26 protein-coding genes are annotated in these 26,437 nt (G+C 37.7%); 14 read left to right on the top strand and 12 right to left on the bottom strand.

Going from position 1 to position 26,437, the window contains the following annotated elements; genetic code table 11:
- Positions 1-5: 5 nt before the first annotated feature.
- Positions 6-1,370, top strand: coding sequence for a sigma-54-dependent transcriptional regulator (locus ESU54_RS05805; RefSeq protein WP_111843389.1), 1,365 nt, complete (start codon positions 6-8; stop codon positions 1,368-1,370).
- On the opposite strand, the gene ESU54_RS05800 is transcribed toward ESU54_RS05805, so the two are convergent.
- On the bottom strand, positions 1,367-3,826 hold the full coding sequence (locus ESU54_RS05800) for an ATP-binding response regulator (RefSeq protein WP_111843390.1): 2,460 nt from the start codon (positions 3,824-3,826) through the stop codon (positions 1,367-1,369). The genes ESU54_RS05805 and ESU54_RS05800 overlap by 4 nt on opposite strands.
- Before the next feature lie 366 nt (positions 3,827-4,192).
- On the opposite strand from ESU54_RS05800, the gene ESU54_RS05795 reads away from it, so the two are divergent.
- Positions 4,193-6,385 (top strand): TonB-dependent receptor, encoded by a 2,193-nt coding sequence (locus tag ESU54_RS05795; RefSeq protein ID WP_111843391.1) that lies wholly within the window; start codon positions 4,193-4,195, stop codon positions 6,383-6,385.
- Positions 6,386-6,411: 26 nt separating this feature from the next.
- Here ESU54_RS05795 and ESU54_RS05790 read toward each other — a convergent pair whose 3' ends face one another.
- The gene (locus ESU54_RS05790; protein ID WP_111843392.1) at positions 6,412-6,849 is read right to left on the bottom strand and encodes a hypothetical protein; all 438 of its coding nucleotides are present in this window, start codon (positions 6,847-6,849) and stop codon (positions 6,412-6,414) included.
- A 193-nt stretch (positions 6,850-7,042) separates the two neighbouring features.
- On the opposite strand from ESU54_RS05790, the gene greA reads away from it, so the two are divergent.
- Both greA and ESU54_RS05780 read left to right on the top strand, forming a co-directional pair.
- Positions 7,043-7,519, top strand: coding sequence for a transcription elongation factor GreA (gene greA, locus ESU54_RS05785; RefSeq protein ID WP_111843393.1), 477 nt, complete (start codon positions 7,043-7,045; stop codon positions 7,517-7,519).
- 2 nt (positions 7,520-7,521) lie between these two features.
- The gene (locus tag ESU54_RS05780) at positions 7,522-7,917 is read left to right on the top strand and encodes an HIT family protein (RefSeq protein WP_111843394.1); all 396 of its coding nucleotides are present in this window, start codon (positions 7,522-7,524) and stop codon (positions 7,915-7,917) included.
- Here the strand turns inward: ESU54_RS05780 and ESU54_RS05775 are convergent.
- Together ESU54_RS05775 and ESU54_RS05770 are read right to left on the bottom strand one after the other, a co-directional pair.
- On the bottom strand, positions 7,914-8,258 hold the full coding sequence (locus ESU54_RS05775) for a hypothetical protein (protein WP_111843395.1): 345 nt from the start codon (positions 8,256-8,258) through the stop codon (positions 7,914-7,916). The two genes, ESU54_RS05780 and ESU54_RS05775, sit on opposite strands and share 4 nt — an antisense overlap.
- A gap of 2 nt (positions 8,259-8,260) precedes the next feature.
- Positions 8,261-9,400 carry a sensor histidine kinase gene (locus tag ESU54_RS05770; protein WP_111843396.1) on the bottom strand — a complete coding sequence of 380 codons (1,140 nt, stop codon included), beginning with the start codon at positions 9,398-9,400 and terminating at the stop codon, positions 8,261-8,263.
- Positions 9,401-9,498: 98 nt separating this feature from the next.
- Here ESU54_RS05770 and ESU54_RS05765 point away from each other — a divergent pair, with 98 nt between their 5' ends.
- The 6 genes from ESU54_RS05765 to ESU54_RS05740 all read left to right on the top strand — a co-directional run bounded on the left by ESU54_RS05765 (position 9,499) and on the right by ESU54_RS05740 (position 14,350).
- Complete coding sequence (locus ESU54_RS05765; protein ID WP_170253262.1) at positions 9,499-10,374, top strand: flavin reductase family protein; 876 nt, start codon at positions 9,499-9,501, stop codon at positions 10,372-10,374.
- 37 nt (positions 10,375-10,411) lie between these two features.
- Positions 10,412-10,789, top strand: coding sequence for a DUF3127 domain-containing protein (locus ESU54_RS05760; RefSeq protein WP_111843398.1), 378 nt, complete (start codon positions 10,412-10,414; stop codon positions 10,787-10,789).
- A gap of 107 nt (positions 10,790-10,896) precedes the next feature.
- Entirely contained in the window at positions 10,897-11,541 is a 645-nt protein-coding gene (aat, locus tag ESU54_RS05755) for a leucyl/phenylalanyl-tRNA--protein transferase (RefSeq protein ID WP_111843399.1), read from the top strand.
- A 78-nt stretch (positions 11,542-11,619) separates the two neighbouring features.
- A complete protein-coding gene (locus tag ESU54_RS05750; RefSeq protein WP_111843400.1) occupies positions 11,620-13,368 on the top strand; it encodes an agmatine deiminase family protein in 1,749 nt (582 codons plus the stop codon).
- Positions 13,369-13,507: 139 nt separating this feature from the next.
- The gene (locus ESU54_RS05745) at positions 13,508-13,843 is read left to right on the top strand and encodes a tetratricopeptide repeat protein (protein WP_111843401.1); all 336 of its coding nucleotides are present in this window, start codon (positions 13,508-13,510) and stop codon (positions 13,841-13,843) included.
- A 159-nt stretch (positions 13,844-14,002) separates the two neighbouring features.
- Positions 14,003-14,350, top strand: a complete 348-nt coding sequence (locus tag ESU54_RS05740; RefSeq protein ID WP_111843402.1) for a hypothetical protein — start codon at positions 14,003-14,005, stop codon at positions 14,348-14,350.
- On the opposite strand, the gene ESU54_RS05735 is transcribed toward ESU54_RS05740, so the two are convergent.
- From ESU54_RS05735 to ESU54_RS05710, 6 genes are all read right to left on the bottom strand, one after another.
- Positions 14,351-14,920, bottom strand: coding sequence for a DNA-3-methyladenine glycosylase I (locus ESU54_RS05735; RefSeq protein ID WP_111843403.1), 570 nt, complete (start codon positions 14,918-14,920; stop codon positions 14,351-14,353). It abuts the gene before it with no gap.
- Between the two features lie 43 nt (positions 14,921-14,963).
- A complete protein-coding gene (locus ESU54_RS05730) occupies positions 14,964-15,686 on the bottom strand; it encodes a hypothetical protein (RefSeq protein ID WP_146743962.1) in 723 nt (240 codons plus the stop codon).
- A 71-nt stretch (positions 15,687-15,757) separates the two neighbouring features.
- Positions 15,758-16,447 carry a tRNA pseudouridine(55) synthase TruB gene (gene truB / locus ESU54_RS05725; protein ID WP_111843405.1) on the bottom strand — a complete coding sequence of 230 codons (690 nt, stop codon included), beginning with the start codon at positions 16,445-16,447 and terminating at the stop codon, positions 15,758-15,760.
- Entirely contained in the window at positions 16,447-17,232 is a 786-nt protein-coding gene (locus tag ESU54_RS05720; RefSeq protein ID WP_111843406.1) for an undecaprenyl-diphosphate phosphatase, read from the bottom strand. Before ESU54_RS05720 ends, truB begins: the two co-directional genes overlap by 1 nt.
- Entirely contained in the window at positions 17,232-17,495 is a 264-nt protein-coding gene (locus ESU54_RS05715) for a DUF3098 domain-containing protein (RefSeq protein WP_111843407.1), read from the bottom strand. The genes ESU54_RS05720 and ESU54_RS05715 overlap by 1 nt, the downstream gene beginning before the upstream one ends.
- A gap of 54 nt (positions 17,496-17,549) precedes the next feature.
- Positions 17,550-18,428: a cell division protein FtsX gene (locus tag ESU54_RS05710; protein ID WP_111843408.1), complete on the bottom strand. Its 879-nt coding sequence runs from the start codon at positions 18,426-18,428 to the stop codon at positions 17,550-17,552.
- A 93-nt stretch (positions 18,429-18,521) separates the two neighbouring features.
- Here ESU54_RS05710 and ESU54_RS05705 point away from each other — a divergent pair, with 93 nt between their 5' ends.
- The 3 genes from ESU54_RS05705 (at position 18,522) to ESU54_RS05695 (ending at position 23,335) form a co-directional block, all read left to right on the top strand.
- A complete protein-coding gene (locus ESU54_RS05705; protein ID WP_111843409.1) occupies positions 18,522-19,421 on the top strand; it encodes a UbiA family prenyltransferase in 900 nt (299 codons plus the stop codon).
- An 86-nt stretch (positions 19,422-19,507) separates the two neighbouring features.
- Positions 19,508-22,585, top strand: a complete 3,078-nt coding sequence (locus ESU54_RS05700; protein WP_111843410.1) for a leucine--tRNA ligase — start codon at positions 19,508-19,510, stop codon at positions 22,583-22,585.
- A 54-nt stretch (positions 22,586-22,639) separates the two neighbouring features.
- Positions 22,640-23,335 (top strand): zinc metallopeptidase, encoded by a 696-nt coding sequence (locus ESU54_RS05695; RefSeq protein ID WP_111843411.1) that lies wholly within the window; start codon positions 22,640-22,642, stop codon positions 23,333-23,335.
- 73 nt (positions 23,336-23,408) lie between these two features.
- Here ESU54_RS05695 and ESU54_RS05690 read toward each other — a convergent pair whose 3' ends face one another.
- Positions 23,409-24,500, bottom strand: a complete 1,092-nt coding sequence (locus ESU54_RS05690) for a T9SS type A sorting domain-containing protein (RefSeq protein ID WP_111843412.1) — start codon at positions 24,498-24,500, stop codon at positions 23,409-23,411.
- A 31-nt stretch (positions 24,501-24,531) separates the two neighbouring features.
- Complete coding sequence (locus ESU54_RS05685; protein ID WP_111843413.1) at positions 24,532-25,899, bottom strand: saccharopine dehydrogenase family protein; 1,368 nt, start codon at positions 25,897-25,899, stop codon at positions 24,532-24,534.
- A 71-nt stretch (positions 25,900-25,970) separates the two neighbouring features.
- Between ESU54_RS05685 and ESU54_RS05680 the strand changes: the two genes are divergently transcribed.
- Complete coding sequence (locus ESU54_RS05680) at positions 25,971-26,369, top strand: DUF423 domain-containing protein (RefSeq protein WP_111843414.1); 399 nt, start codon at positions 25,971-25,973, stop codon at positions 26,367-26,369.
- The last annotated feature ends 68 nt before the right edge of the window (positions 26,370-26,437 follow it).

Genomic DNA, 26,437 nt, shown 5'->3' with positions numbered 1-26,437 from the left:
ACGTAATGGCGCAGCAAATACATATAGTTGAAGACGATGTAGCTTTTGGAAAAATGCTCACTTCTTTTTTGGAACGAAAGGGCTTTCAGGTTACCGTTTCCCTTACTGGCGAAAGTGCGCGGAAAACGCTGATTGAAAATAATTTTGATTTACTGATTACAGACCTGAAACTTCCAGACGTTTCTGGTTTGGAATTGCTTGAATTTTCCCAAAAAAATACTCCAAGAACAAAGGTTATTTTAATGACCGGTTACGCCGAAGTTGATACCGCGGTGAAGGCTATCAAAAAAGGCGCTTTGGATTATATTTCCAAACCATTTCGCCCCGAGGAATTGCTGATGATTATAGAAGAGGGTTTTCAAAATGATGAATCGTCGGAAGTTCCTGGTTCAAAAATTACTGAAGAAAAACGAATAACTTCTCCTAAAGCAAATATTGAAAAGCCCAATTTCGTTGTTGGAATCAGCGAATCTTCAAAAAAATTCAACGAATATTTAAAGCTCGTTGGACCAACGGATATGTGTGTTTTGATTCAAGGTGAAAGTGGAACTGGGAAGGAAGTTGCAGCAAAGGCAATTCATAATTATAGTGACAGGCAAAATAAAAGTTTTGTAGCTGTAGATTGTGGTGCAATTCCAAAGGAAATTGCTGCAAGCGAGTTTTTTGGGCACGTAAAGGGCAGTTTTACTGGCGCGGTTAACGACAAAAAAGGACACTTTGAAGCAGCCGATGGCGGCACACTTTTTTTGGACGAAGTGGGTAATCTTTCCTATGAAAATCAAATCCAATTACTTCGTGCGTTGCAGGAACGGCGCATAAAGCCTGTGGGCAGCAATACCGAAATAGAAGTAGATGTGCGTATACTTTCCGCAACAAATGAAGATTTGTTAAAAGCCGTTTCCGATGGAAAATTTAGAGAAGATCTTTACCATCGCTTGAATGAATTTTCAATACATATTCCGTCTCTTCACGAACGGAAAGAAGATCTTTTTCTTTTTATTGAATATTTTTTGGCAGAGGCAAATGCCTCCTTGGGAAAAGAAGTTTTGGGGCTTTCAAAAAATGTTGAAGAAGCTTTTAAAAACTACGCTTGGCCAGGTAATCTGCGCGAATTGAAAAACGTAATTAAACGTTCTGTTTTATTGACAAACACAGCTTTAATCCCGTTAGAAGTGATTCCGCGGGAAGTTTTATTTTCTGAAAAAACAAAAAATGAAACAATAGATTTTTCAAAAGAAAGCAACGAAAAACAGCTTATTTTGAACGCTTTAAAGGAAGCGGATTTCAACAAAACCAAAGCAGCAAAACTGTTAAATATTACTAGGAAAACCCTTTATAACAAGCTTGAACATTATCAAATAGAACTTTAAAACTCTCTAGTTTCAAGAGCTTTTTGCATATCCCGAATATTCATCACTAGTTTTTCATAATCCATTTTCATTTCCACGCTTTCAATTACTTCCATGTTGTATTGTTCCATTTTTTCAAGGATTGGAATTACTTCTTTTGCTTTTAATTGGCGGAACATCGTGAGCATTCTATGAGCGATTTCTGTAATCGTCTTGGGGTCTTCTTCAGTGATTAAATTATTTATTTGCTGCAGATCTTTCTCGGTTTGAGCATTGAAAACAATTAGGACCTCTTCTAAAGCTTCGGGCGTGTTCAAAAAGGATTTTAAAAGGGAAAGATCAAATTTATCAGCATTGGAAGAATTTTCTTCAAGTGGCTCTTCCGCTGTTTTTTCTATTGAAAAATTACGAAGCTCAGGAAATATTTTATTCAAAACAGCAATGAGTTCCTGTTTAGAGAAAGGTTTTGGAAGCATTTCCGCAAACCCCTTTTCTAAATAAAAATCCCGGCTGTGCTCTCGGCTTCCAGTCATCGCTATAACTGCTTGGTTTTTATAGGAAAGGATTTCGCCGTTTTTCAATCTTTTCAAAAGAGTAAATCCATCTGTCTGCGGCATTTGAATATCCGTTAAAACGAAATGGAAATTGAAACCTAAATCGGAAGCTTTGAAATCATCATAACTTCGAAATGCTTTCGAAGTTATATCCATCTGTTCAAAAATTTCCTGCAAAAGGGCGCGCATAGTTTCGTCATCATCAATTAATACAACTTTTAAACCTTTAAAGGAATTTACTTTTTCGGAAGAAATTTTTGTCAAAACCCTTTCTGAATTCTTTAGGGGAAGATTTAGGATAAACGAACTTCCATCTCCCAAAACACTTTCTACTTTTATAGTTCCGCCCAAAAGCTCGGTGAGTTTTTTTGATATTGCCAACCCGAGTCCACTGCCCCCAAATTTGTGCGCAATTTCTGTTTCAGCCTGTGTAAATTCGTTGAAAACAAGTTCCTGTTTTTCCTTTGAAATACCGATTCCCGTATCGATAACGGAGATTTGAATGGTTGAAATTGTATTTTTATTTTCTAGTTCTTCAACCTTAATTTCAACGCTGCCATGCTCTGTAAACTTGAAAGCGTTGCCTACTAAATTGTTTATAATCTGCCGAATTCGTAACGGATCGCTTTCAAAAATTTTGTTTTTTATTGTTTCTGAAATTGATATTTTCAATTCAACAGGTTTTTGAAGATATAACTGTTTTGCTGCGCTTCCGGCTTCAGTGATTATATTTTCAAGAGAAAAAGGAATGCTTTCCAAAGGCAATTTTCCCGCTTCCAATTTTGAAAAATCCAATAGGTCATCCACCAAATGCGAAATGAAATGCGAACTGGAAGTGATTTGCGCCAAATAATATTTCTGCTTTTCCGAAAGATTTGAGTTTTCAAACAATTCAGCGTATCCGCTAATGGTATTCAAAGGTGTTTTCAAATCATGGCTTACAGTGGAAATGAGCAGTTCGCGGCTTTTCAACAGCGATTCGGCATAGTTTTTTGATTCTTCCAAATTCTTTTTAAAGCGTTCTGCCCTAAAAAAATCAGAAAGAATGAAATAGGAAAATAGTAAAACTACGATGCCACCCAAAATTCCGGCAAACTTCAGAATCTGCTTGGTGCGTTCCATGGATTCCGCACGCTGTTGCTTTTCTATATTATTGTTCTTTGTAATTTCGCGGTCAAAACTGGCGATAATTTCACGCAATCGCTCGGAAATATTGAGGTCGTTGCGGATCAATTCATTCTCCTTTTGCATCAAAGATTCACGAATACGGGAATTTTCTTTTTTCGCTTCTGCAACAATATAACGTGAAGCGGTTAGCATAGAATCCACGGTTTTTGACTTTACGGTTGAAGTATCACGAAGCGAACTGCTGTTTAAATAATCGGCATAAGCTTCCCATATTCTTCGATCCTTGTTGCTGAGATTTGAAGGATTCTTCACCATGGATTCCACAGAATTTAAACCGATAGAGGCCTCTAATTTTCTCACTTCCTTCATAATATCGTCCAGCGAAGTGTCTTTTTGGTTTGTCAGCCGTAGGATCCGCAGTTGCTCAATATTCCGGTTTTTTTCTTTGACCAGGGAATTAACACTATCCAGTTGTTTTATTTGAAAATCGTTAGTTGTAAGCGATTTAATCTCTTCAATCTTTTTGAAAAGAGATTCCGTCATGACCATATATTTTTCGAAGTCGTCATCGCTTTCGGTTAAAAGCGCGAGCCTTGAAAATCCGTCTGTTTCGTAAACTAAATTGATGAGCGTTCCGGTTTCAATAAACTTTTTTTCACCTTTAATTTCAATGGATTCGGCAGTAAAATTTTTGAATTCAGAATATAAAAAAAAGCCAACTAGAACAGACAAAGCTCCCAAAACGAGGTAGCTGAGGATAATCTTAAGAGTGAATTTGTTTTTTGAAGTAGCCATTGCCCAAATGTAAAGACTATAAAAAAAGCGAAGTATTAATGATATGATAAAAATTTCAGGTTAATAAATAAAATGAATTGTATCTTTGCCGAACATCTCAAAGGGGTGCTAAGGGATTTTTGATTGCAGATTGTAGATTGTAGATTGCAGAAGTACTTCTGCAATCGTTAATCGAAAATCTTCAATCGCTAATCATTCTGGCTGAGATTATACCCAAAGAACCTGGGCGGGTAATGCTGCCAAGGGATAACGAATAGGAACCCCCTGTAATAATGCACGACGCATTGTTTTCAGGGTTTTTTTATGTAACCATTTAACCAACAAAGAATAACGCCCCTTTTATTCGTTTAAATTTTTTTTTAACGAATGAAAAAGTTATTGATTTCCGCAGTATTTACTTCATTTTTTATCACAGTTTCCGGGCAGGAAATACCACAGAATAAAGCACAAGATTCAACAAAAATTGAATCCTTGGACGAAGTTTTGGTGCAAGCCGTTCGAGTTTCTGCAGATTCGCCCATCACCCATTCAAACCTTGACAAAGAAGAACTTGAAAAGCGAAACCTTGGGCAGGATATTCCGTATATGCTCAATTATCTTCCATCGGTCGTCACCACAAGTGATGCTGGAGCGGGCGTGGGTTATACTTACATTCGGGTTCGTGGGAGCGATGCTTCAAGAGTGAATGTAACGTTGAATGGAATTCCCTATAACGATTCCGAAAGTCAAGGAACATTTTGGGTGAATTTGCCCGATTTTACTTCCTCTGTCCAAAGTCTGCAATTGCAACGCGGTGTAGGAACTTCAACCAATGGTTCGGGCGCTTTTGGCGCGAGTTTGAATTTGCTAAGCGATGCTGTTTCAAACGAAGCCTATGGTGAAATTGCAAATTCCTTCGGAAGTTATAACACACATAAACACAACGTCAAGTTCAGCACTGGCTTACTTTCCGATCATTTTGAATTAGCGGGAAGGTTGTCAACCATTAAATCTGATGGATATATTGACAGAGCCAGTTCAGACTTGAAATCGTATTTTCTACAGGGAGCGTTTGTGAATAAAAATACCTTGATAAAAGCTTTAGTTTTCGGTGGAAGGGAAGAAACTTATCAGTCTTGGAATGGTTTAGAAGACCCAGAAAAACTTAAGAATGATAGAACGTACAACACCGTTGGAGAGTACACTGATGAAGATGGAAACATTCAGTTTTACAACAACGAAGTAGATAATTATGCGCAGGATCATTATCAATTGCTTTGGAACCAGCGTTTCAATAATAATTGGAACACGAATGTTTCTTTTAATTACACAAAAGGACAGGGTTATTTTGAGCAATATAAAGAAGACGAAGATTTTGAAACTTACGGTTTTGAACCAATTGAAATTGGTGGTGATACCATCAACACTACAGATTTAATCCGTCGTCGATGGCTGGATAATGATTTTTATGCTGCCAATGCAAACGTGAATTACAAAAACAATAAAATTGACTTTACTGGTGGAGCATTTTACAGTTATTATACCGGCGACCATTTTGGCGAAGTAATTTGGGCACGTTACGCCAGCAATTCTGAAATTCGGGATCGTTATTATGAAGGAAATGGCGAGAAAAGTGAATTTACCGTTTTTTCAAAAGCAACTTACAGAATCACTGAGCAATGGAGCTTTTTTGGAGATTTGCAGGGGCGGTTTTTAAATTATAAAACTGCGGGAATTACTTCAGATTTGTTGCCGTTGAATGTTGATGAAAACTATGCGTTTTTCAATCCAAAAGCGGGACTGACCTATAAATTCAATGCTTCAAATCAGTTTTATTTCTCCTATGGAAAAGCACATCGCGAACCTTCCCGAAATGATTACGAACAAGATATTACTACTGCTGAAAAGTTAGATGATTTTGAATTGGGCTGGCGTTTCGCTTCGGAAAAGACAAAAGTGAACACGAATGTTTATTATATGAACTACAAAGACCAATTGGTTCTTTCTGGAGAATTGAACGATGTGGGTGCAGGCTTAAGAACAAGCAGTGGAAAAAGCTATCGTTTGGGACTTGAAGTAGATGCTGAAATAAAGCTTATGAAAAATTTGAGAACCCTTCCGAATATTGCTTTGAGCACCAATAAAAATGTAGATTTCGTTACTTCCCGCGATGGTGAATTGGTAAATCTTGGCAACACAAACATCTCTTTTTCACCTTCTATTGTTGCAGCAAATATGCTGGAATATTCCCCAATAAAGAAATTGCAGTTAGGTTTTCTTTCAAAATTTGTGGGCGAGCAATATATGGGTAATATTGACAGCGAAGCTTCAAAATTGGACAGTTACTTCATCAATGACTTGAATATTGTTTACACTTTGGACAATCTTCCGTGGGTAAAGGAAGTGGTTTTTTCAGCTTTAGTGAACAATATTTTCAATGTGAAATATATTTCCAACGGTTATTTTTACACCTATGATGACGATTTCAGCAATCCAGGAACAGTTAAAACCATTGAAGGAGCAGGCTATTATCCGCAGGCGACGACTAACTTTTTATTGGGAGCGACAATAAAATTTTAATTCTTATTATCGATCGGGTAGAAGCATTAATTACTTATTACAATATTATTGCCATTGCGCTCAGCGCGGTAGGATTGCATCGGGTATTTGGTATCAGGCTCAGTAGTGTGCCTTCCAAAATTTATGATATTGTATTCATTGTCATCATTTTGACATGGACAACTTGCAATGGGCCCATTAATCTCCATTCGTGAACAATTGCTGGGCGCATGATTAGGATCAGTTAAATCATAGGCAAAATATTGTGTGTCACTTATGCAAATCACCACGATGCCTTTGATGCCTTGGGAAGTTATTACGGAATTTCCGGGAAACTTCAAGGGATTATATTCTGGTAAATTTAAGTTCAAATTCAAACTTACAACAGGATCTGATAAATAAGGATTGCGCTCTTGCTTATCGTCTTTTTTTGAGCACGACAATGTTATAAAAATAATTAAAAGGAAGAAGATTCTATTTTTCATGGAAACAATTAAATTTTAGGTCGAAATTACAACAAATTACGCAAGATGTAAATTTTTACTATATTTGTTAAACACAATCCCGTCATCGCATGGGATTTTTTCAATTTATTAAAGAAAAGAGAAGTCCCGCCACGAGTCGGGATTTTATTATATTAAAGATTACGTATGTTCTGCATACACAAACGATGAAGTTATGAGTAAAGTATCTTATTACACAGCCGAAGGATTAAAAAAGTTAAGGGACGAAGTAGACCAGCTACGCGATGTGGAGCGTCCAAAAGCCTCCAATGCTATTGCTGAAGCACGTGATAAAGGAGATTTAAGCGAAAATGCCGAATATGACGCAGCCAAAGAAGCACAAGGAATGTTGGAAATGCGAATTGCCAAAATGGAAGAAGTTCTAGCCAATGCCCGTTTGATAGATGAATCGCAATTGGATTTGAGCAAGGTTTTGGTGCATTCAACCGTGAAAATTAAAAATCAAAACAACGGAATGGAAATGACCTATAAGTTGGTTGCGCAAAGCGAAGCTGATCTTAAAACAGGAAAAATTTCTGTAGATTCTCCAATTGGCCATGGATTGTTAGGTAAAAAAGTAGGCGAGGTGGCTGAGATAAAAGTACCCAATGGCGTACTTAAATTCGAAATATTAGAAATTTCAAGACATTAAATATGGCATCAATCTTCACACAAATAATCGAAGGTGAAATTCCTTGCTACAAAGTCGCGGAGGATGATAATTTCATCGCTTTTTTGGACATAAACCCAAATTCAAAAGGTCATACACTATGTGTTCCAAAAGAAGAGATCGATAAGGTTTTTGATATGGGCGAGCATATGTACCTACAATTGATGCAGTTTTCGCGAAAAGTTGCCCGAGCCCTTGAAAAAACCGTTCCCTGCAAACGTGTGGGAATGGCCGTTATAGGTTTGGAAGTGCCTCATGTTCACGTACATCTTATTCCATTGAACGAAATGGATGATATGCGTTTTACCAAAAAAGTAAAAATGACTTCGGAGGAATTTGAAACTTTAGCTGAAGCTATTGGTGAAAGACTAAAGCCTTAAATAGGGATCAAAATATAAACCACAGCAGCCACAAGCAAAAGAGCAACGACCACCAAAATATAAAATAGCGGTTTCACCTTTAAATACTGTTTATAGGTTTCCGCTATTTTTTTGTTGTAGTCAAAAACGCGTTCAATGTCTTCAGTCCAGTTTACGGGGTAAATATTATTTTTGCACGTCTGGCAGTATAGTTTATTTTCTATTTCAGTAGCTGGTTTTTTAAAAAATGGAGTTTCTTTTTCCGCTTGTGTAAAGGTAAATTCCAGACCGTCTGTTCCAAAGCATGTTGGGCAGTTGTTTTTTAAGCGCGCTGTATGCAGCGTGTGGGTTTTTATACTCATAGTTAACTTTCGGTCTTTAGAGAGATTTCCATTGTGGTGCCTTGGTTTAATATACTTTTTGAAACACGGATTTTTCCGTTGTGATATTCCTCAATAATACGTTTTGCTAGTGATAAACCCAAGCCCCAACCACGTTTTTTTGTGGTATAACCAGGCGTAAAAATTCTCCTGAACTCGCTTTTTGTCAATCCTTTTCCAGTGTCGGTAATATGAATTAACGCATATTTTGAATTCTTCTCTATGGAAATGGTTATACTTCCTTTTCCTTTCATAGCATCTATGCCGTTTTTTACTAAATTCTCAATCGTCCAACTGAAAAGTTGTGGATTCATTTCAACATAAATCGGTTTTTGGGGAACATGGAGCTGAAAATTTATAAGTTTTGAAGTGCGTTTTTGTAAATACTGAAAAGTGGCTTTTGTTTCTTCAACCAAATCATGCTGCTCTAGTTTAGGTACCGAGCCAATCTTTGAAAAACGGTCTGTGATTGTCTCCAAACGGGAAATGTCTTTTTCAATTTCGGCAATGTATTCGGGATTTACTTTTTCGCTTTTTAAAATCTCGGTCCAGCCAACCAAAGAAGAAAGCGGTGTGCCAATTTGGTGCGCAGTCTCCTTAGCCATTCCGGCCCAGAGCCTGTTCTGTTCGGCAGATTTGGAGGTTTTGTAGAAAAGATAAACGGCTAATATGAAAAGGAAAATTATCAAAATAAGCGCCGCAGGATAATATTTTAGTTTGTTTATCAATGGGGAATTGCCATAATAAATCGTTGATAACAGTTCATCATCGTTCCGGATTTCAATAGGGGTATACTCCGAAGAAAATTGAGTTATAAATTTTTGCTTTTTTTCAATAGTATTTATATCCAGCGAATCAATATTACGATGCGTATAGGCTTTCTCTTTTTCAGTATAGAGAATCATTGGGGTACTGGTATTACTCTGTATTACCGTTAAAATCATTTCGCCAACCGTCGGATTTTGAAGAAGGTCATGATACGCAGCGGCCCATATCTCCATTTTAGTGCGTTCGTTTTCCTTCAATTGATTGAAGAAAATATACGTATTCCACAAAATAAGACTGATAACAATAAGAGAAGCCAAAATAAAACCCCAACGGGAGAGTGATTTGTTGCGCAGCATAAAGAATCTTTTTCCAGTTTAAATATAAAGCAAATATGTTGATATTATTGTACAATCAAGTTTTTACAAGCTATAATCTTTGGGTACATTTGCAAGCAATGATTTCTATTGAACCACACGAATTATCCACAGGAAAACTGCACGCATACCTTTTGGGAGCAGTGTCTCCAAGACCTATATGCTTTGCAAGTACTGTAGACAGCGAAGGTAACGTAAACCTTTCGCCCTTCAGTTTTTTTAATGTTTTTAGTGCGAAACCACCGATTTTGGTTTTTTCGCCAGCGAGGCGTGGGCGAGACAACACCACAAAACACACTTACGAAAATGTTTTGCAAGTACCGGAAGTGGTTATTAACATTGTAAGTTTTGAAATGGTGCAGCAAGTATCGCTATCCTCTACTGAATATGCAAAAGGCGTAAATGAATTTACTAAAGCCGGGTTTACTGAATTGGTTTCGGATATCGTAAAACCACCCCGCGTGGCCGAGGCTCCTGTTCAATTGGAATGCAAGGTTAATGATGTAATTGCGCTAGGCACAGAAGGTGGTGCGGGCAATTTGGTAATTTGTGAAGTGGTGAAAATTCATATCAAAGAAGAAATTCTTGATGAAAATGGTGCTATTGATCCTTTCAAAATTGATACGGTTTCCAGACTTGGCGGCAATTGGTACAGCCGCGCCAAAGCGGGTCTTTTTGAGGTGCCAAAACCATTGACAACACTCGGCGTTGGCGTAGATATACTTCCCGAAGAAATCCGTAATAGCAGGGTGTTGACAGGAAATGATTTGGGGATGTTGGGCAACGTAGAAAATTTTCCAAATTCAGAAGAAATTAATACCTTTATAGATGCTTCGGAAGAATTGAAATGGTTGCGGGATGAGGGCAATTCTTTAGAAATACATAAAAAAGCGCAAGATTTTTTGTGCGAAGGAAAAATTGACGAAGCTTGGAAGGTACTTTTAAGCAGAATATAAAACGAAAACAATAAAGATTAAATAATTAAGTAAGAAAATGGAACTACAAGGAAAAATTAAAATGATAGATGAAACTAAAACCTACGGAAACAATGGTTTTAGGAAACGCGAGCTGGTAATTACTACTGAAGAACAATATCCACAACATATTTTGATTGAATTTGTACAGGACAAAACAGATTTGTTGAACACTTATAAAGTGGGGCAGGAAGTGAAAGTGAGCATCAACGTTCGCGGTCGCGAATGGGTAAACCCACAAGGCGAAACCAAATATTTCAACAGTATTCAAGGATGGCGTGTTGAAAACGTATCAGGAGCACCAACAGGTGGTGATATGCCGCCAATGCCACCAGCTGAAGCCTTTGAGCCTGCAAACGATTTTAATGAGGAAGAACACGACGATCTTCCTTTCTAAAAAGAAATCTTATACACTTTTTATTCATAGGTTGTATGTTCGAAACCCTAGAAAAGCCCGATTTTCTAGGGTTTTTTTATGGGGAAATTTTTACTAATTTTTGAATTATGCATTATTTAACTGAACAGTTTTGGTTTCCTAGTTCTTCGGAAGCTACCGTTGATGGTTTGCTAGCCATTGGCGGCGATCTTTCGGTGGAGCGTTTGGTGTTGGCTTACAAATCGGGAATCTTTCCGTGGTTTGAAGACGATCAGCCCATACTTTGGTGGAGCCCAAACCCACGAATGGTTTTGTTTCCAGAAAAATTCAAGGTTTCCAAAAGTCTTCGTAAAACTTTAAACAGCAAAAAATTTAAAATCACTTTCAATCAAAATTTTGCCGAAGTCCTAAAAAAATGTGCCACTGTTCCGCGGAAAGGACAGGCTGGAACTTGGATAACCGAAGAGATGCAAGAATCCTATATAACTCTTCACGAATCTGGACATGCTGTTTCTATTGAGGTATGGGAAAATGATAAATTGGTTGGCGGACTCTACGGTGTTGATGTTCCACAGAAAAAAGTGTTTTGTGGCGAGAGTATGTTCAGTTTGGTTAGCGATGCTTCAAAAGTTGCTTTTTACCATCTTTCGGAATATTTAAAAACTAAAAATTATAAATTTATTGACTGTCAGATTTACAATGAACACCTTGAAAGTTTGGGGGCGGAGGAGATTGGGAGAGAGGAGTTTTTGAGAGTGCTTAATCAACTTTAATTTGCAATAAACTCTTTTTGATATCTTTATCAAAACAATATAAAACCCTATCTTCGTAATCCACAATTCATTCATCTTATGAAAAATAACTACACAAGATACCTCTTGGTATTGTTGATGACATTGCAGACTGTTTTCGCCATTTCACAGGAAAAACCGAATCTTCCGCACAATCTCACCGAAACGGAAAAAGGACTGGTTTCAGAATTTCAGTTTACAAGTCCGCGACTTACAGCACCGCCATCAGGTCCCGTACGTGCTGCAGCAGAATGGGAAGAGGTGGAATATCTTTTGGTTACCTGGAATCCTTCCTACCCAACTATCCTTCGGCAAATAGTTCAAGCTGGGGTGCAGGAATGCAAAGTGATTATCACCACTCAAAATCAAGCTTCGGTTTCTAATTACTTAACAACAAATGGCGTGGATATAACTAATGTTACATTTTTAAACGTGCCGTGGGACAGTATTTGGATTCGCGATTATGCAGGAAACACAATTTACTCAGACGATGTAGGCGAATTGGCCTTGACAGATTGGATATACAACCGTCCGCGCCCAAATGACGACGTGATGCCAACCGCTCATGCCGCACAAGCCGGGATTCCACTTTACACAACTAATTCTGGAACCAACGATTTAGTAAATACTGGTGGAAACTATATGAGTGATGGAATGGGCAATGCCTTTGCTTCAAATTTAATTCTTAATGAAAACGCTGCAGGAAACCCTTATGGAGTAAGCGTTAAAACTGAAGCCCAAATAGACGGGATTATGCAGGAATACATGGGCATTGAGCGTTTTGTAAAGATGAATACACTTCCATACGATCAAATTCACCATATTGATATGCACATGAAATTGCTTGATGAGGAGACCATTCTAGTAAGCAAGTATCCTCCTGGCATAGCGGATGGCCCACAGATTGAAGCGAATATTCAGTATGTTTTGGACAATTTTCAATCCCCTTTTGGAACCCCTTATGATATAGAATGGATTGATGCACCCCCAAGTACAGGAGGGAACTATCCAAATACAGGCGGTCCATACAATACTTATAGCAATGCAGTTTTCGTGAACAAAACCATCATGGTTCCCACGTACCGCCCAGATGTTGATGCACCAGCTTTGGCACAATACCAGGAAATGTTGCCCGGTTACAATGTGGTGGGCATAGACGTAGATAACCCGGGTGAAAATTTAATAAACTCATTGGGAGCTATTCACTGCATTACGCACACCATTGGAGTTGCGGAACCACTTTGGATTGTTCATCAACCCATTGATGAGGCCAATGCCGGAAGTACAGTAACTATTGATGCTTTTATAAAACATATTTCATTTGTAGAACAAGCTAAAGTTTTTTGGAGGGAAGAGGGTTCGAGTGTTTACAATGAAATTGAAATGGCCCCTTCCAATTCCGATTATTGGACCGCAGATTTGACAATCCCAAATACGCCAGTAAATATTGAGTATTACATTTGGGCCAAAGCCTTTTCTGGGAAGGAATTGAATCGCCCCATTGTAGCACCGGAAGGTTATTGGACCATTCAGGTTGAAAATCTTTCAGTGGATGAATGGGCGCAAAACCATATTTCAGCAGCCTACCCCAATCCAACAACAGGTGCAGTGTCATTTAATATGAATGCAATTCAAGGTCCTGTAAAGGTAGAAATTCACAATCTTTTAGGTCAAAAATTATACGAAGCCAATGTTGAAAACGGAAATGGAAAAATAACATTGGATCTTAATCAAAACTGGCAAGGAACCTTGCTTGTTACTTTTGAAGGTGACTTCGGCAAGATTCATAAAAAGGTTATTAAGCTGTAAATCTTTAAGTTAAAAAATAAGTTTTATCAAAAAAGCCACAATTTATTGTGGTTTTTTTTGTTTTTTTACAAAGTTAACCTACACAATCAACTGTAGACCTACAATACTGCGGTTGCTTGTTTTTAAATTTTAGTCCCAAATGAAATTCAAGTCTAACCTACTTGCATTCCTGCTATTTGCAGGAATTAGCACCGTTTCCTTTTCACAAACTAAAACCAAAACCGACGTTAATAAAGACATTGACGTTGTTCGCGTTTATGAGCAAGTTGTTGAGGAAGGCTACGGCACCCCTTTTATCTACAAGGAATTGGCCAATGCCTATTATTTCAAAAGTGAATACAACAAAGCGCTATTGTGGTTTGAAAAGCTTTTTAAAGCCGAAAAGAGCAGCGATCCTGAAATTTTACAACGTTATAAACAAGCACTCAAAGCGGTAAAATCATCCCAAAGCTCAAAGGCAGTTGTAAAAAATTAGAAAGGATATCATTAAAATTATGACGAATTTGGCAGGTAATTTTGTTAAATTATTCCGACGTGGCAATATATTGAAAATTTTGTTGTTTTTTTGAAAGACAAATCTTGCTGATAGCTATATTCACATTAAAAATAGCTATTCATAAAACTCATACCCCCAATGATTACAAAGCGTAACCTGCTTACCTTATTTTTATTTGCTAGTATTTCTACGTTTTCTTTTTCGCAATCATTGCTTCATAAAACTGACGTCAATAAAGACATTGACGTGGTTCGTGTATACGAACAAGTGGTAAAGGAAGGTTACGGCACCCCATTTATTTATAAAAAGTTGGCTACAGCGTACTATTTCAAAAGTGAATATGGAAAAGCATTGGCTTGGTTCCAAAAGTTATTTTCTGAAGAGAAAAACACAGATCCTGAACTTGCCAATCAATACTATCAAACTTTAAAGGCGGTTGCGGTTACTAATTCAGCGAATCCTGAGAAAAAGTCTTTTTTGGAATAATCATACTTCGTGAAATCGGAAGCAATCTTCAATATGATCGTTCACCATTCCAGTGGCTTGCATATGAGCGTAAACTACTGTGCTGCCCACAAATTTAAAACCACGTTTTTTTAGATCTTTGCTCAAAACATCACTTTCGTTTGTCGTTGCTGGTGCATCTTTATGCGTTTTCCAAACATTTTTGATGGGTTTATGGTTTACAAAACCCCAGATATAATCAGTAAAACTGCCGAATTCCTTTTGGATTTCCATAAAGAGCTTTGCGTTTGTAACTGCGGAATTAACTTTCAGTTTATTGCGAATAATACCTTCATTTTGAAGTAGCGAATCAATTTTAGATTGATCGTATTTGGCTATTTTTTTATAGTCGAAATCATCAAAAGCTTTTCTGAAATTTTCACGTTTCCGAAGAATGGTTATCCAACTCAATCCCGCCTGAAAGGTCTCCAGAAGTAGAAATTCGAACATCGTTTTATCGTCCTTCACAGGTAAACCCCATTCCTCATCATGATATTTCACGTAAAGCGGATCCGTCCCACACCATCCACAACGTATTTTTTTTGAGTCCATAATTATATTTATTGATTACTGAAGACTGCGTGCTGAATACTTGTTATTGTTGACCAGGAAAATTAAAAGTTATGGTACCAAGTTGCCCTGTTCTAGAAGCATCGGTGGTGAAACGTGCTTTTTCGGAATATTCCAAAGCAGCATCAATTAAACATTCGTTGGACGTGGTGGAAGCGGTTTTGTTGTATGAATTTTTCACCACCTTCCCCAAGTTGTTGACCTCCACATTTATAACTACTTTTCCAGACCCGTAACAGGTATAGACTGGATTGGGCAAATCGATGTCTTTTCGGTTTACTAGTTGATAGCTTATTGTTGTGTTTCTATTACCGCTTTTAACAACTGCTTCGGCGTCTTTACCACTTTCACTATTGGATAATTTCTTTTTCTTCTCTTTCCCAGGTTTTGTTATGGTTGTTGTTCCTGTGCCGTTATAACTTTTTGAATTTTCCATAGCCTCGTTCATTTCCTGAAGTTTGCCCTCGGTGGTCTCTGTAATATCTTGATCTTTATTTTCAACGGATGAGATAAACTTTTCGGCTTCGTTATAGGCCCGATTGGTTTCCACTTTTACTTTTTCGGGAGTAAGCTCTGCAATAGCGAGATCATCGGGAAGCAATTCCTCTGGCGCCATCACTACATCATAAGTCTCTTCGTTGCTTTCCACTTGTTCACTAGAAAGTTTCATGCTGAAAAGTAAAAGCACTAAACAGCCCGTGAGTAGGGAAGTTATGAGGAAAGCTCTGTATGAATAATTGAAATTCATGATTGCAAGTACCGAAATTTTGTGCAAAATTCCACAAAACTGGTGAAAATTAAGTCGGTATTAGCGTTAATTTAACTTGGCAGTGAAGCTTCAAACGCTTCAATTCCCAAAGCATTTTCCACTGAATATTCTCCGATTCTAGTTCGGCGCAAAGCGGAAAGATGTGCGCCATTGTTCAACGTTTTTCCAAAATCATTAGCCAAGGAGCGAATGTAGGTGCCTTTGCTACAAACTACTCTAAAATGTACGTTAGGGAGTTCAATTTTTGTTATTTCAAATTCTGAAATAGTAACGGTTCGGAAGGGGATTTCAACGTCTTCGCCACTTCGTGCAAATTCATAAAGTCTTTTTCCATCTTTTTTCAATGCTGAAAAAACGGGTGGTTGTTGTTGTATTTCGCCTAAAAATTGCTTTGTGGTTTCCTGTATTTTTTCTGAAGTAATCTCTGAAGTGTCAAAAGATTGGTCAATTTCAGTTTCCAAATCATAGCTTGGTGTAGTAGCGCCCAAGGTAAACATGCCTGTATACTCCTTTTCTTGCGCTTGAAAAGTATCTATTCTTTTGGTGAATTTTCCGCTACAAATAATCAAAAGTCCTGTAGCCAAAGGATCGAGTGTGCCCGCATGACCTACTTTTATTTTTTTTATTCCGAATGATTTCCGAATCAGCCACCTCACTTTGTTCACCGCTTGGAATGAAGTCCATTCAAGTGGCTTGTCTATTAAAATTACTTGGCCTTCTTTATAATCTTCCGCAGTCATTAAATTACAGTAAGTTCTTGAATAAAAAAGTGAATCAATAAAACTGCGACTCCAGCGATAATTCTATAGTAACCAAATATTTTAAAGCCGTTTTTACTCAAATAATCTATAAAGAATTTTATCGCAATCAACGCCACAATAAAACCAACGACGTTTCCAATTATAAGTAGATTCACCTGTTCCGAAGAAAGCTGAAAACCTGCTTCGTAATAATCATAACTCTTTTTTACGGTAGCCCCCAGCATAGTAGGAATGGCCAAAAAGAAAGAAAATTCCGCAGCCACAGTTCGCGAAAGTTTTTGGCTCATACCTCCTACAATACTTGCTCCGCTTCGAGAAACTCCCGGAATCATTGCCAAGCATTGAAAGAAACCAATTTTTAAAGCCGTTAAGTATGATATTTCAGTCAGCTCACCATCGCCAAACCAATCGTCTACTTTTAAAAGAATAAATCCACCGATTATTAATGAAACAGCAACCGTAATTGGGTTTTCCAAAAGGCTATCTATAAAATCGCTCAAAAGCAATCCTAAAAAAACTGCAGGTAGAAATGCTACGAAAAGTTTGTAGTAAAAATCCATGCTCTGGAAGAAACGTTTAAAGTATAAAACCACAACGCTCATAATGGTTCCGAGCTGAATAACGATTGTAAAAAGTTTGGTAAAATCATCGCCAGCAATTCCAAAAAAGGAAGAAGCGATAATCATATGCCCTGTTGAAGAAACGGGTAAAAATTCAGTTAAACCTTCAATAATTGCAAGGACAATGGCTTGTAGGGTATCCACTAATTTTCTTCTTTGCTATCGGGTTTCAATAAAATGGCATACACTTCAATAGCAAAACCTAAAAGGACCATTGCCGGGGCCAAACGGATGCGTCTCCAGTTGTAAATTTCAGGATTGAAAACGTTTGGGTCGTCACTTCCGCCTCCAGTCATCAATATAAAACCTAAAACAATAAACGCCACGCCAATAAGCATGAACTTATAGTTTTTTCTCTCGAAAACAAATTCGGGCTTAAAATCGTCTTTTCTTTTTTTCTCTCCCATTATTGAAAGGTTACAGGTTCAAAGTTACAGGTTTTACTCTGTTTGAATAAATTATTAATAGTACAAATCGTCAGTGCGCAAATTCAAAAATCGCTGCGTAGCAATAAATGTACTGATCCAGGTTATTAAAACGCCCATTAAAAATATAAATATAAACAGCACAGCTAACAGGGTTGGATCACCCAATAATTGCAACTGTGGGAAACTTTGGTTGAGGTAGTAAAGCACCACTCCCATCCCGATCATCGCCACAACAGCTCCAACAATTCCTAATCGAACACTTTTCCAAACAAATGGCTGACGAATAAATTTCTTGGTAGCACCTACCATTTGCATCGTTTTTATAGTAAATCGCTTTGAATATATGGAAAGTCGAATGCTGCTATTTATAAGCAATACAGCGATAAATGTAAAAATCCCACTGATTACCAAAACCCAAAAACTAATGCGTTTCACGTTTTCGGTAAGCTGTGCAATCAAAGGTTTGTCATAAATTACATCATCTACAAAACCCTTGCTTTTCAGCTCGTTGGTTATTTCTTCCATTTTTATTGGAGTAACATAATCTGCCAAAATGTAAACGTCAATGCTATTTTGCAATGGGTTTTCACCCAAATATTCTATAAAATTTTCACCCAAAGTTTCTTGGTGTTCCTTTGCAGCTTCTTCTTTTGAAACAAAAGTTGCGGACTTTGTGTATTCGGCCAATGCCAGACTTTGTTTCAGTTGCGTGATTTCGACTTCTTTTGCGCTGTCTTTTAGAAAAACGGTTATCGCTATTTGCTCCTTAAAATAATCGGCTACTTTTTTTGAATTTAACACCAACAGTCCCAATAGACCCAATAGAAAAAGCACCAGAGAAATGCTGATAACTACTGAAAAATAGGAAGAAATCAATCTACGTTTTTGATATTTTTCAAAAGAAGAACTCATAAGGTTTGCTGAATTTTGCCGTAAAAATACAAGTAATTTTACATCTTGTGTTAAACAACGCCGAAAGTTTCCAATTTGTTATAATAAGATTAAATTTGGAGTGCCTTAAAATTAACTACTATTATAAAAAACCTGCTGAAATTCCTCAAAATTTCCCGACCGGGACTTTGGTTTCCGACAATTTGGATTTATTTGGTCCCTTTTGACCGATCTTCAAATTTCTGGGAACAGCCACTTTTTTGGATAGGCCTCTTCTTTGTCACTTTTCCTTTGAATTTTTTGGTTTATGGTTTGAATGATTTTACTGATGGTAAAGCAGATTCATTAAATCCACGAAAAGGAAACTATCTCTTCGGAGCCCGTTTTAGCAAAAAGAAATTGGCGAATGTACCGCGCTATATCTTTTTTGTAACGACACCGTTTTTGGCATACTTTGCCTATGTTGGCGGGGTAGAGCTTTTCATCCTTTTGTTGTTTATGATAGTGTTCAATATCATTTACAACTATAAACCCTTCCGGCTTAAAGAGCGTCCGCCATTTGAGATTTTAATTCAAGTTGGCTACGTATTCACAGCACTTTTCAGTATTCAACTGAATAGTTTGGAAATGATTCCATGGCAAACCTTGTTGTACCTCACACTCTTTGCTTTTCAAGCACACATTGCTGGGGAAATTATGGATATTGAACCCGATATTTTAGCAAAAAAGAAAACCACTGCAGTATTAATCGGAAGAAAAAAAGCTAAGTTTCTAATGTTATTTCTACTTTTATTTGAATCATATATCCTAAAATTTTGGTTTGATGATTGGGTGTTGTCGGGCTTTTTGGCTGCTTTTTCGCTGTGGTTGATTCTGGATATTTTCGTTTTTTTCAAAGAAAAGCCTTACACTGTGAAGCAGATGAAAATTTTCGGAATCGCCATGAACATTGCAGCAATTCTCTCTATGGCCTGGGTGCTTTATTCTGGAAAGCTTCTACATCCAAATTTTTAAATTATAGGGTTTTACTTCTTTTAATAAACCTTAAATTTGCGGCTGTTTGCCCGTGTGGGTATAATTTTGAAAAGAAAGCATAGGAGATGAGCAAATATCACTTCAACGATATAGAAGATAAGTGGCAGAAATATTGGGCCAAAAACCAAACTTTTAAAGCCGAAAACAAAAGCGAAAAACCAAAATACTACGTTTTGGATATGTTTCCCTATCCATCCGGGGCTGGCCTGCACGTTGGGCATCCGCTTGGGTACATTGCAAGTGATATCTACACCCGCTACAAACGCCACCAAGGTTTTAATGTGTTGCATCCTCAAGGGTATGATTCTTTCGGACTTCCAGCGGAACAATACGCTATACAAACTGGGCAGCATCCCGCAAAAACTACCGAAGAAAACATTGCGCGTTACCGTGAACAACTTGACAAACTAGGTTTTTCATTCGATTGGAGCCGCGAAGTGCGTACTTCAAATCCTGAATATTACAAATGGACGCAGTGGATTTTTCTGCAGCTTTTTGATAGTTGGTATGATAAAGACCAAAATAAAGCGCTTGCAATTGAAGAATTGCGTGTTGTTTTTTCTTCGGAAGGAAATATTCACGTAAACGCAGTTTGTGATGAAGGAATTGAACTTTTTACCGCTTCGGAATGGCTTGATTTTTCAGAAACAAAAAAACAGGAAATTCTTTTAAAATATAGATTGACCTATTTGGCCGAAACCGAAGTAAACTGGTGCCCACAACTGGGTACCGTTTTGGCGAATGACGAAATAGTAAACGGTGTTTCCGAACGTGGCGGTTATCCCGTTGTCCGCAAAAAGATGAAACAGTGGAGTATGCGAATTACTGCCTACGCCCAACGTTTGCTTGACGGACTCGATAAAATAGACTGGCCACAACCTTTGAAAGATTCGCAAACCAATTGGATTGGTCGCTCGAAAGGGTCAAGTGTAACTTTTAATGTAAAAGATCACGACGCCAAAATTGACGTCTTTACAACGCGCCCCGATACTATATTCGGTGTAAGTTTTATGACATTAGCGCCGGAACACGATTTGGTATCAAAAATCACTACTGCAGAACAAAAGGAAGCCGTTGAAAATTACATTGAAGCCACCGCAAAACGAAGCGAGCGCGAACGAATGGCCGATGTAAAAACCATTACCGGTGTTTTCACAGGCGCGTATGCAGAACATCCTTTTACGGGTGATTCCATTCCAGTTTGGATTGGCGATTACGTTTTGGCGGGCTACGGAACAGGCGCTGTAATGAGCGTTCCCTGCGGCGATCAGCGCGATTATGATTTTGCGAAACATTTCAATCTGCCCATTCCGAATATTTTTAAGGATGCAGATATTTCTAAGGAAGCCTATTCCGATAAGGACAATACAATCATTACCAACAGCGATTTTTTAAATGATTTAAATTATAAGCAAGCAACGGAAAAAATCATCGCTGCTTTGGAAGAAAAAGGCGTTGGCGAAGGCAAAATAAACTACCGTTTACGCGATGCTGTTTTTAGTCGTCAGCGGTATTGGGGCGAACCGTTCCCGATTTATTATAAAGACGGAATGCCGCACCCAATCCCTACGGAATGTTTGCCATTGCGTCTTCCCGAAGTTGAAAAATACCTTCCCACCGAAGAAGGCGAGCCGCCTTTGGGACGTGCCGAAAACTGGAGTTGGGATGAAAAAAATAAAAAAATTGTTTCCAATGAAAATGTCTCCCCGAGCGCAGTCGAGGGGTCTTCTAATGAAAACGGAATTTATCCTTTGGAATTGAATACGATGCCGGGTTGGGCGGGAAGCAGTTGGTACTTTTTCCGATATATGGAAGATGAAAAGCGCGACGAAGTTTTCGCCTCAAAAGAAGCATTGAACTACTGGAAAAACGTGGATTTATACATTGGCGGCAGCGAGCACGCCACTGGCCATTTGTTATACAGCCGTTTTTGGGTGAAATTTATGCACGATCGCGGATTGGTACCTGTGGAAGAACCTTTTAAAAAGCTGATAAACCAAGGAATGATATTGGGGGAGAGTGCGTTTGTTTATGCAATTAGTTTTTTTCAGTCTAAGAAGATTGAAGATAATGACAAAGAATTAAATAAATACCTTGAGTTTTTAAATGAGTTGCCTGACTTGTTTTTAAGCAGAAATAAAATTAAAGAAGGAATGAAACTAGATTCAATGGATTTAGTTTCTGTTTCAGATTATCCTTATAAGGATCTTTATAATTTTTTAAAGAATGAAATAAATGATAGGGATATTGATGCAAATGAATTTGACTTTAATGTTATGCCTATTCATGCGGATGTTTCATTGGTAAATACGTCGAATGTATTAGATGTTGAAGGTTTTAAATCTTGGAGAGAAGACTTTAAAAATGCAAAATTTATTTTAGAAGAAGATGGTTCGTATAAGGTCGGTCGCGAAGTAGAAAAAATGTCCAAAAGCAAATACAACGTGGTAAACCCCGATGATATTTGCAACCAATACGGCGCCGATACGTTGAGAATGTATGAAATGTTCCTCGGACCGCTAGAGCAGGCAAAACCATGGAATACCGCTGGAATTACTGGTGTGCACGGCTTCCTAAAAAAACTTTGGAAACTCTACCATTCCCCCTTTGAAGGGTGCAAGGGGGATGTTTCTCAATCGCAAGAGCCAAATGATTTTTACGTTTCCGACGAAGCGGCTTCCAAAGACAGTTTGAAAACGCTTCACAAAACCATCAAAAAAACGCAGGAAGATATTGAGCATTTTAGTTTCAACACTTCGGTTTCGTCTTTTATGATTGCTGTAAATGAGCTTACTTCCCAAAATTGTAATTCTCGGGAAGTTTTGGAGCCGTTGGCAATTCTTATTTCGCCTTACGCGCCACACATCGCCGAAGAACTTTGGCAGAAATTGGGGCATTCGGAAAGTATTTCCATCGCACCTTTTCCAAAATTTGATCAGCAATATTTGGTGGAAAGCAGTAAGGAATATCCAATCTCCTTCAACGGGAAAATGCGTTTTACATTGGAGTTGCCATTGGATTTAAACAAAGAGGAAATAGAATCTGCCGTAATGGCACATGAGAAGACAGCCCAGTATTTAGAGGGGCGCACGCCGAAAAAGGTAATCATCGTTCCCGGAAAAATTGTAAATATTGTAGGTTAAAAATTAGCACGCTTTTTGATTAAATTTGAAGTAAGAATTTAAAAACGATAAAAAATGTTTGGATACTATATAATTGCAGGAATTTTCTTTTTGGTAAGTTGGTACGTAAGCCGTACACTGAAAAGTAAGTTTAAAGAATATTCGCAAGTTCATCTTCAAAATGGAATGAGCGGAAAAGAAATTGCCGAAAAAATGTTGGCAGATAACGGAATTACCGATGTAAAAGTAATTTCAGTTGCAGGTCAATTGACAGATCATTACAATCCAGCGGACAAAACAGTAAACTTAAGTGAAGGCGTATATATGCAACGTAACGCCGCCGCCGCCGCGGTTGCGGCCCACGAATGCGGACACGCTGTACAACATGCTACTGCATACAGTTGGTTAAAAATGCGTTCAGCTATCGTACCAGCGGTTGGAGTTGCTAGTAAATTATCCAACTTTGTGATTATGGCAGGTTTGATAATGACCGCGATGAATATTATGGGTGCGTTGGGGAATGTTGTGTTTTTTATAGGAATTATCCTTTTTGCGGCAACTACTGCTTTCGCCTTTATTACATTACCCGTGGAATACGATGCTAGTAATAGAGCATTAGCTTGGCTGGAAAGCAGCAAAATGGTAACGCCACAAGAACACGATGGAGCTAAAGATGCTTTGAAATGGGCAGCGAGAACCTATGTGGTTGCAGCGCTTGGGTCATTGGCAACTTTGCTATATTTCATTTCCATTTTTATGGGAAGACGATAAAAGGATTTATGATATTAGATTGACGATTGTCGATTTTTGAATAAAACAAAACCCGCAAATTTGCGGGTTTTGTTTATTTAACTACCAATTTCTTTATTAATGAATGATTACTGGTTCGAGTTGTAATGTAATATACTCCTTTTGATAAGTTTTCTACAGAAACCTGTATTGCTTGATTTCCTGTAGTAAAAGTACCCGAAGCTATTTTTTTCACCTCCTGACCCAATTGGTTATACATTATGATATCGGCTGTTATAGTTTCTTTTAAGTTTAAATTTAGTGTAAATTGATTATTTGTTGGATTTGGTGAAATGGAAAGTGAACCAAATAGGTCTTCTTTTTCTATCGATAATACTTCCGACAACAGCTTTTGATCTGCATTTATAATTTCACGCTGTCCAACTTCAGGAACACTGAAAGCTAAAAATCCAACTACTGAAATTTTCGTTTCATCGAAGTTAGCTGGCAAGACATAAGTAAAGGTTTCAGAATATACTGATCCGGCACTAACGGTTGATGGAATGATTCCTGCGTTTCCGTAAACACCTGGCAAATTTGCACGTAGAACATGTTTATGATTGTATCCAATAATCGGATTTCCGGCAGCGTAAAATGGATGTCCTGGGCTATTATTATAATAATTCGTTTGATCGAAATCAGGGCCAGTCCCAGTTACATCATCTTCTACTACACTCATCACAAAACGCATATCTCCACTTGCAGAATCAATAAATTCTGCTGTTATTGTACCAATAATTGTTCGTGTTGCTGAATCATAATAAATAGTCACGTCAACTTCTGCAGGGGTATAACTAGTCAATTGTTCTACTACATAATCCGACCAATCAATACGATTTACTATCTCATTAGACTCACCTATAAATTTTTTTCTATCTAACATTCCAACTGGGAAAGTCCCAATAGAGAATTCAGGTTCAATCCCATTATTGTAAGCCATTCCATCAAGACTATGTATAGAAACACCAATTACATTATCAGGATATTGCGTAAGAATGTTTTCCATTATAAAATCTGAATCTGGACAGTAACCGTTCCAAGCTCCATTGAATTGTTCTAACACAACTTTTTTTGTAGCTCCATTTGTCTGAGAAAAACCAAAATGCGCCATTAGTATTGTAAAGAATAGTAATACTATTTTCTTCATATTATATGAATGATTTTATTATCTGCTAATATTAGTGCATATTATCAGGATTATACCCTAAATACTTCACTTCTTCTTCGTGAAATATAACTCCGTTTTCAGCCAGTTCTTTTAAAATTGGTTCATAAACTTCTTTAGCAATTGGAAGCTGAACTCCAGGCGTGGTTATTTCTTCATTTAAAATTTTCAATGCTGCAATTGCAACTGGAAGGCCAACGGTTTTTGCCATTGCGGTATGGGTTTGATCTTCGCCAATAAGCGTCATGTGACTATCAATTTGGTATTGTTTTCCATCTAATTCGTAACCGAATTTGTGATACATCACAATCATGTCTTTATCTTCTGGCGCCAACGTCCATTTATCTTCCAATATTTTTTGAAGACCCATTGCTGGGGTTGAATCCTTAATTCCCAGTGTTTTTTCTTTGGTAAAAATATCAAGATCTTCCAATTTGTCCCACATTAAATCGTCTTGGTCCATTTTCAATGCATGACGAAGTTTTAATTCTACCGAATCTGAAGGCGAATATGGAAGAAATAAATTGACGAATTCGCGATACGTCATATTTTCAGAATCTGGAATGGTATAGCTGTCGTCCGTCATTCCGAGTTGTACAAACATATTCCAAGCGCGGCTGAAACCCACGCGACGAATGGTTCCACGATACAAAGTGAGAATTTTATCCAAACCGTAAATAGACTGATACTTCAGTGAATTCCGGTTGGCGTAAACTTCAAACCTGCCGTAATCTTCAATGTTGATGAATTCGGTTCTTCTGAATAAACGATGGTATGGAATATACTTGTATTTTCCTTCCTGTATAAATTCGGCAGCGCCACCTTGACCTGCCAAAACTACGTTTCGGGGGTTCCATGTAAATTTATAATTCCACAGATTATTGTCGCTTTCGGGAGCAATCAAACCTCCGCAAAACGATTCAAAAAGCAGCATTTTTCCACCTTTTGCACGAATTCTGTCTATCACTTGCATTGCGCTCATATGATCCACTCCGGGATCGAGGCCAATTTCATTCATAAAAACCAATCCCTTTGATTCGGCTTTGTGGTTAAGCGCTTGCATTTCATTGCTTATATAAGAGGCCGTAACCATATGTTTTCCAAATTCAATACAATCACGTGCTACTTCAATATGATAACGTGCGGGAAGCATTGAAATAACCAAATCGCTGTTTTCAACGGCTTCCTTTCTTTGCACATCGTTAAAAACGTCGAGCATAATTCCGCGGGCGTTGGGATGTCCAGTTGTGAATTTTTGAGCAGACTGAATAGAAATATCGCCAATTGTTATAAAAAGGTTTTCTTTTTCACTTTTGTCTAGTAAATAGCGGATTAAACTTGTGGCAGATCTTCCTGCGCCGATAATTAATATGTTTCTCATTAGGAGAGTTTTTTGTTAACTTTGGAGATAGATTTTGTAAAGGACGAAATTACTAATTCCAAATTTTAAAAATGACAGTTTTTGATAAAAATATGGTAGTGACAGCTTCTTTTCTCACCGCCGCCACCATTGCTCTGGGGGCTTTTGGAGCACATGGTTTAAAAAATATCGTGGAAGTTTCGGCATTAAATACATTTGAAACTGGCGTGCGCTACCAAATGTACCATTGTCTCGCTATTTTAGTGTTGGGATTAGCTCCATCAATTCCAGAGAAGTTAAAAAAAATCGTGTTTTGGTTTTTTATTTTAGGAATACTTCTTTTTTCCGGATCTATTTATCTGCTTGCGTTGAATGAAGTTTTGCCTTTTAATTCCGCCAAGATTGGATTTATAACCCCAATAGGGGGTTTGATGTTTATCATCGGCTGGTTTTTGCTTGCATATAAAATGCTTTCGTTAAAGAAGCGATAAATGTCTTTTATATTTTCTTCAATTTCTCTGAGAATTGCTACTTTTGTACTCTACAAAATTTTAAAAAG

Source organism: Aequorivita antarctica, from assembly GCF_007997155.1.
Classification (GTDB): domain Bacteria; phylum Bacteroidota; class Bacteroidia; order Flavobacteriales; family Flavobacteriaceae; genus Aequorivita; species Aequorivita antarctica.
Note: the sequence above shows the minus strand (reverse complement) of the source record. Positions and strands in the feature narration are given on the sequence as shown.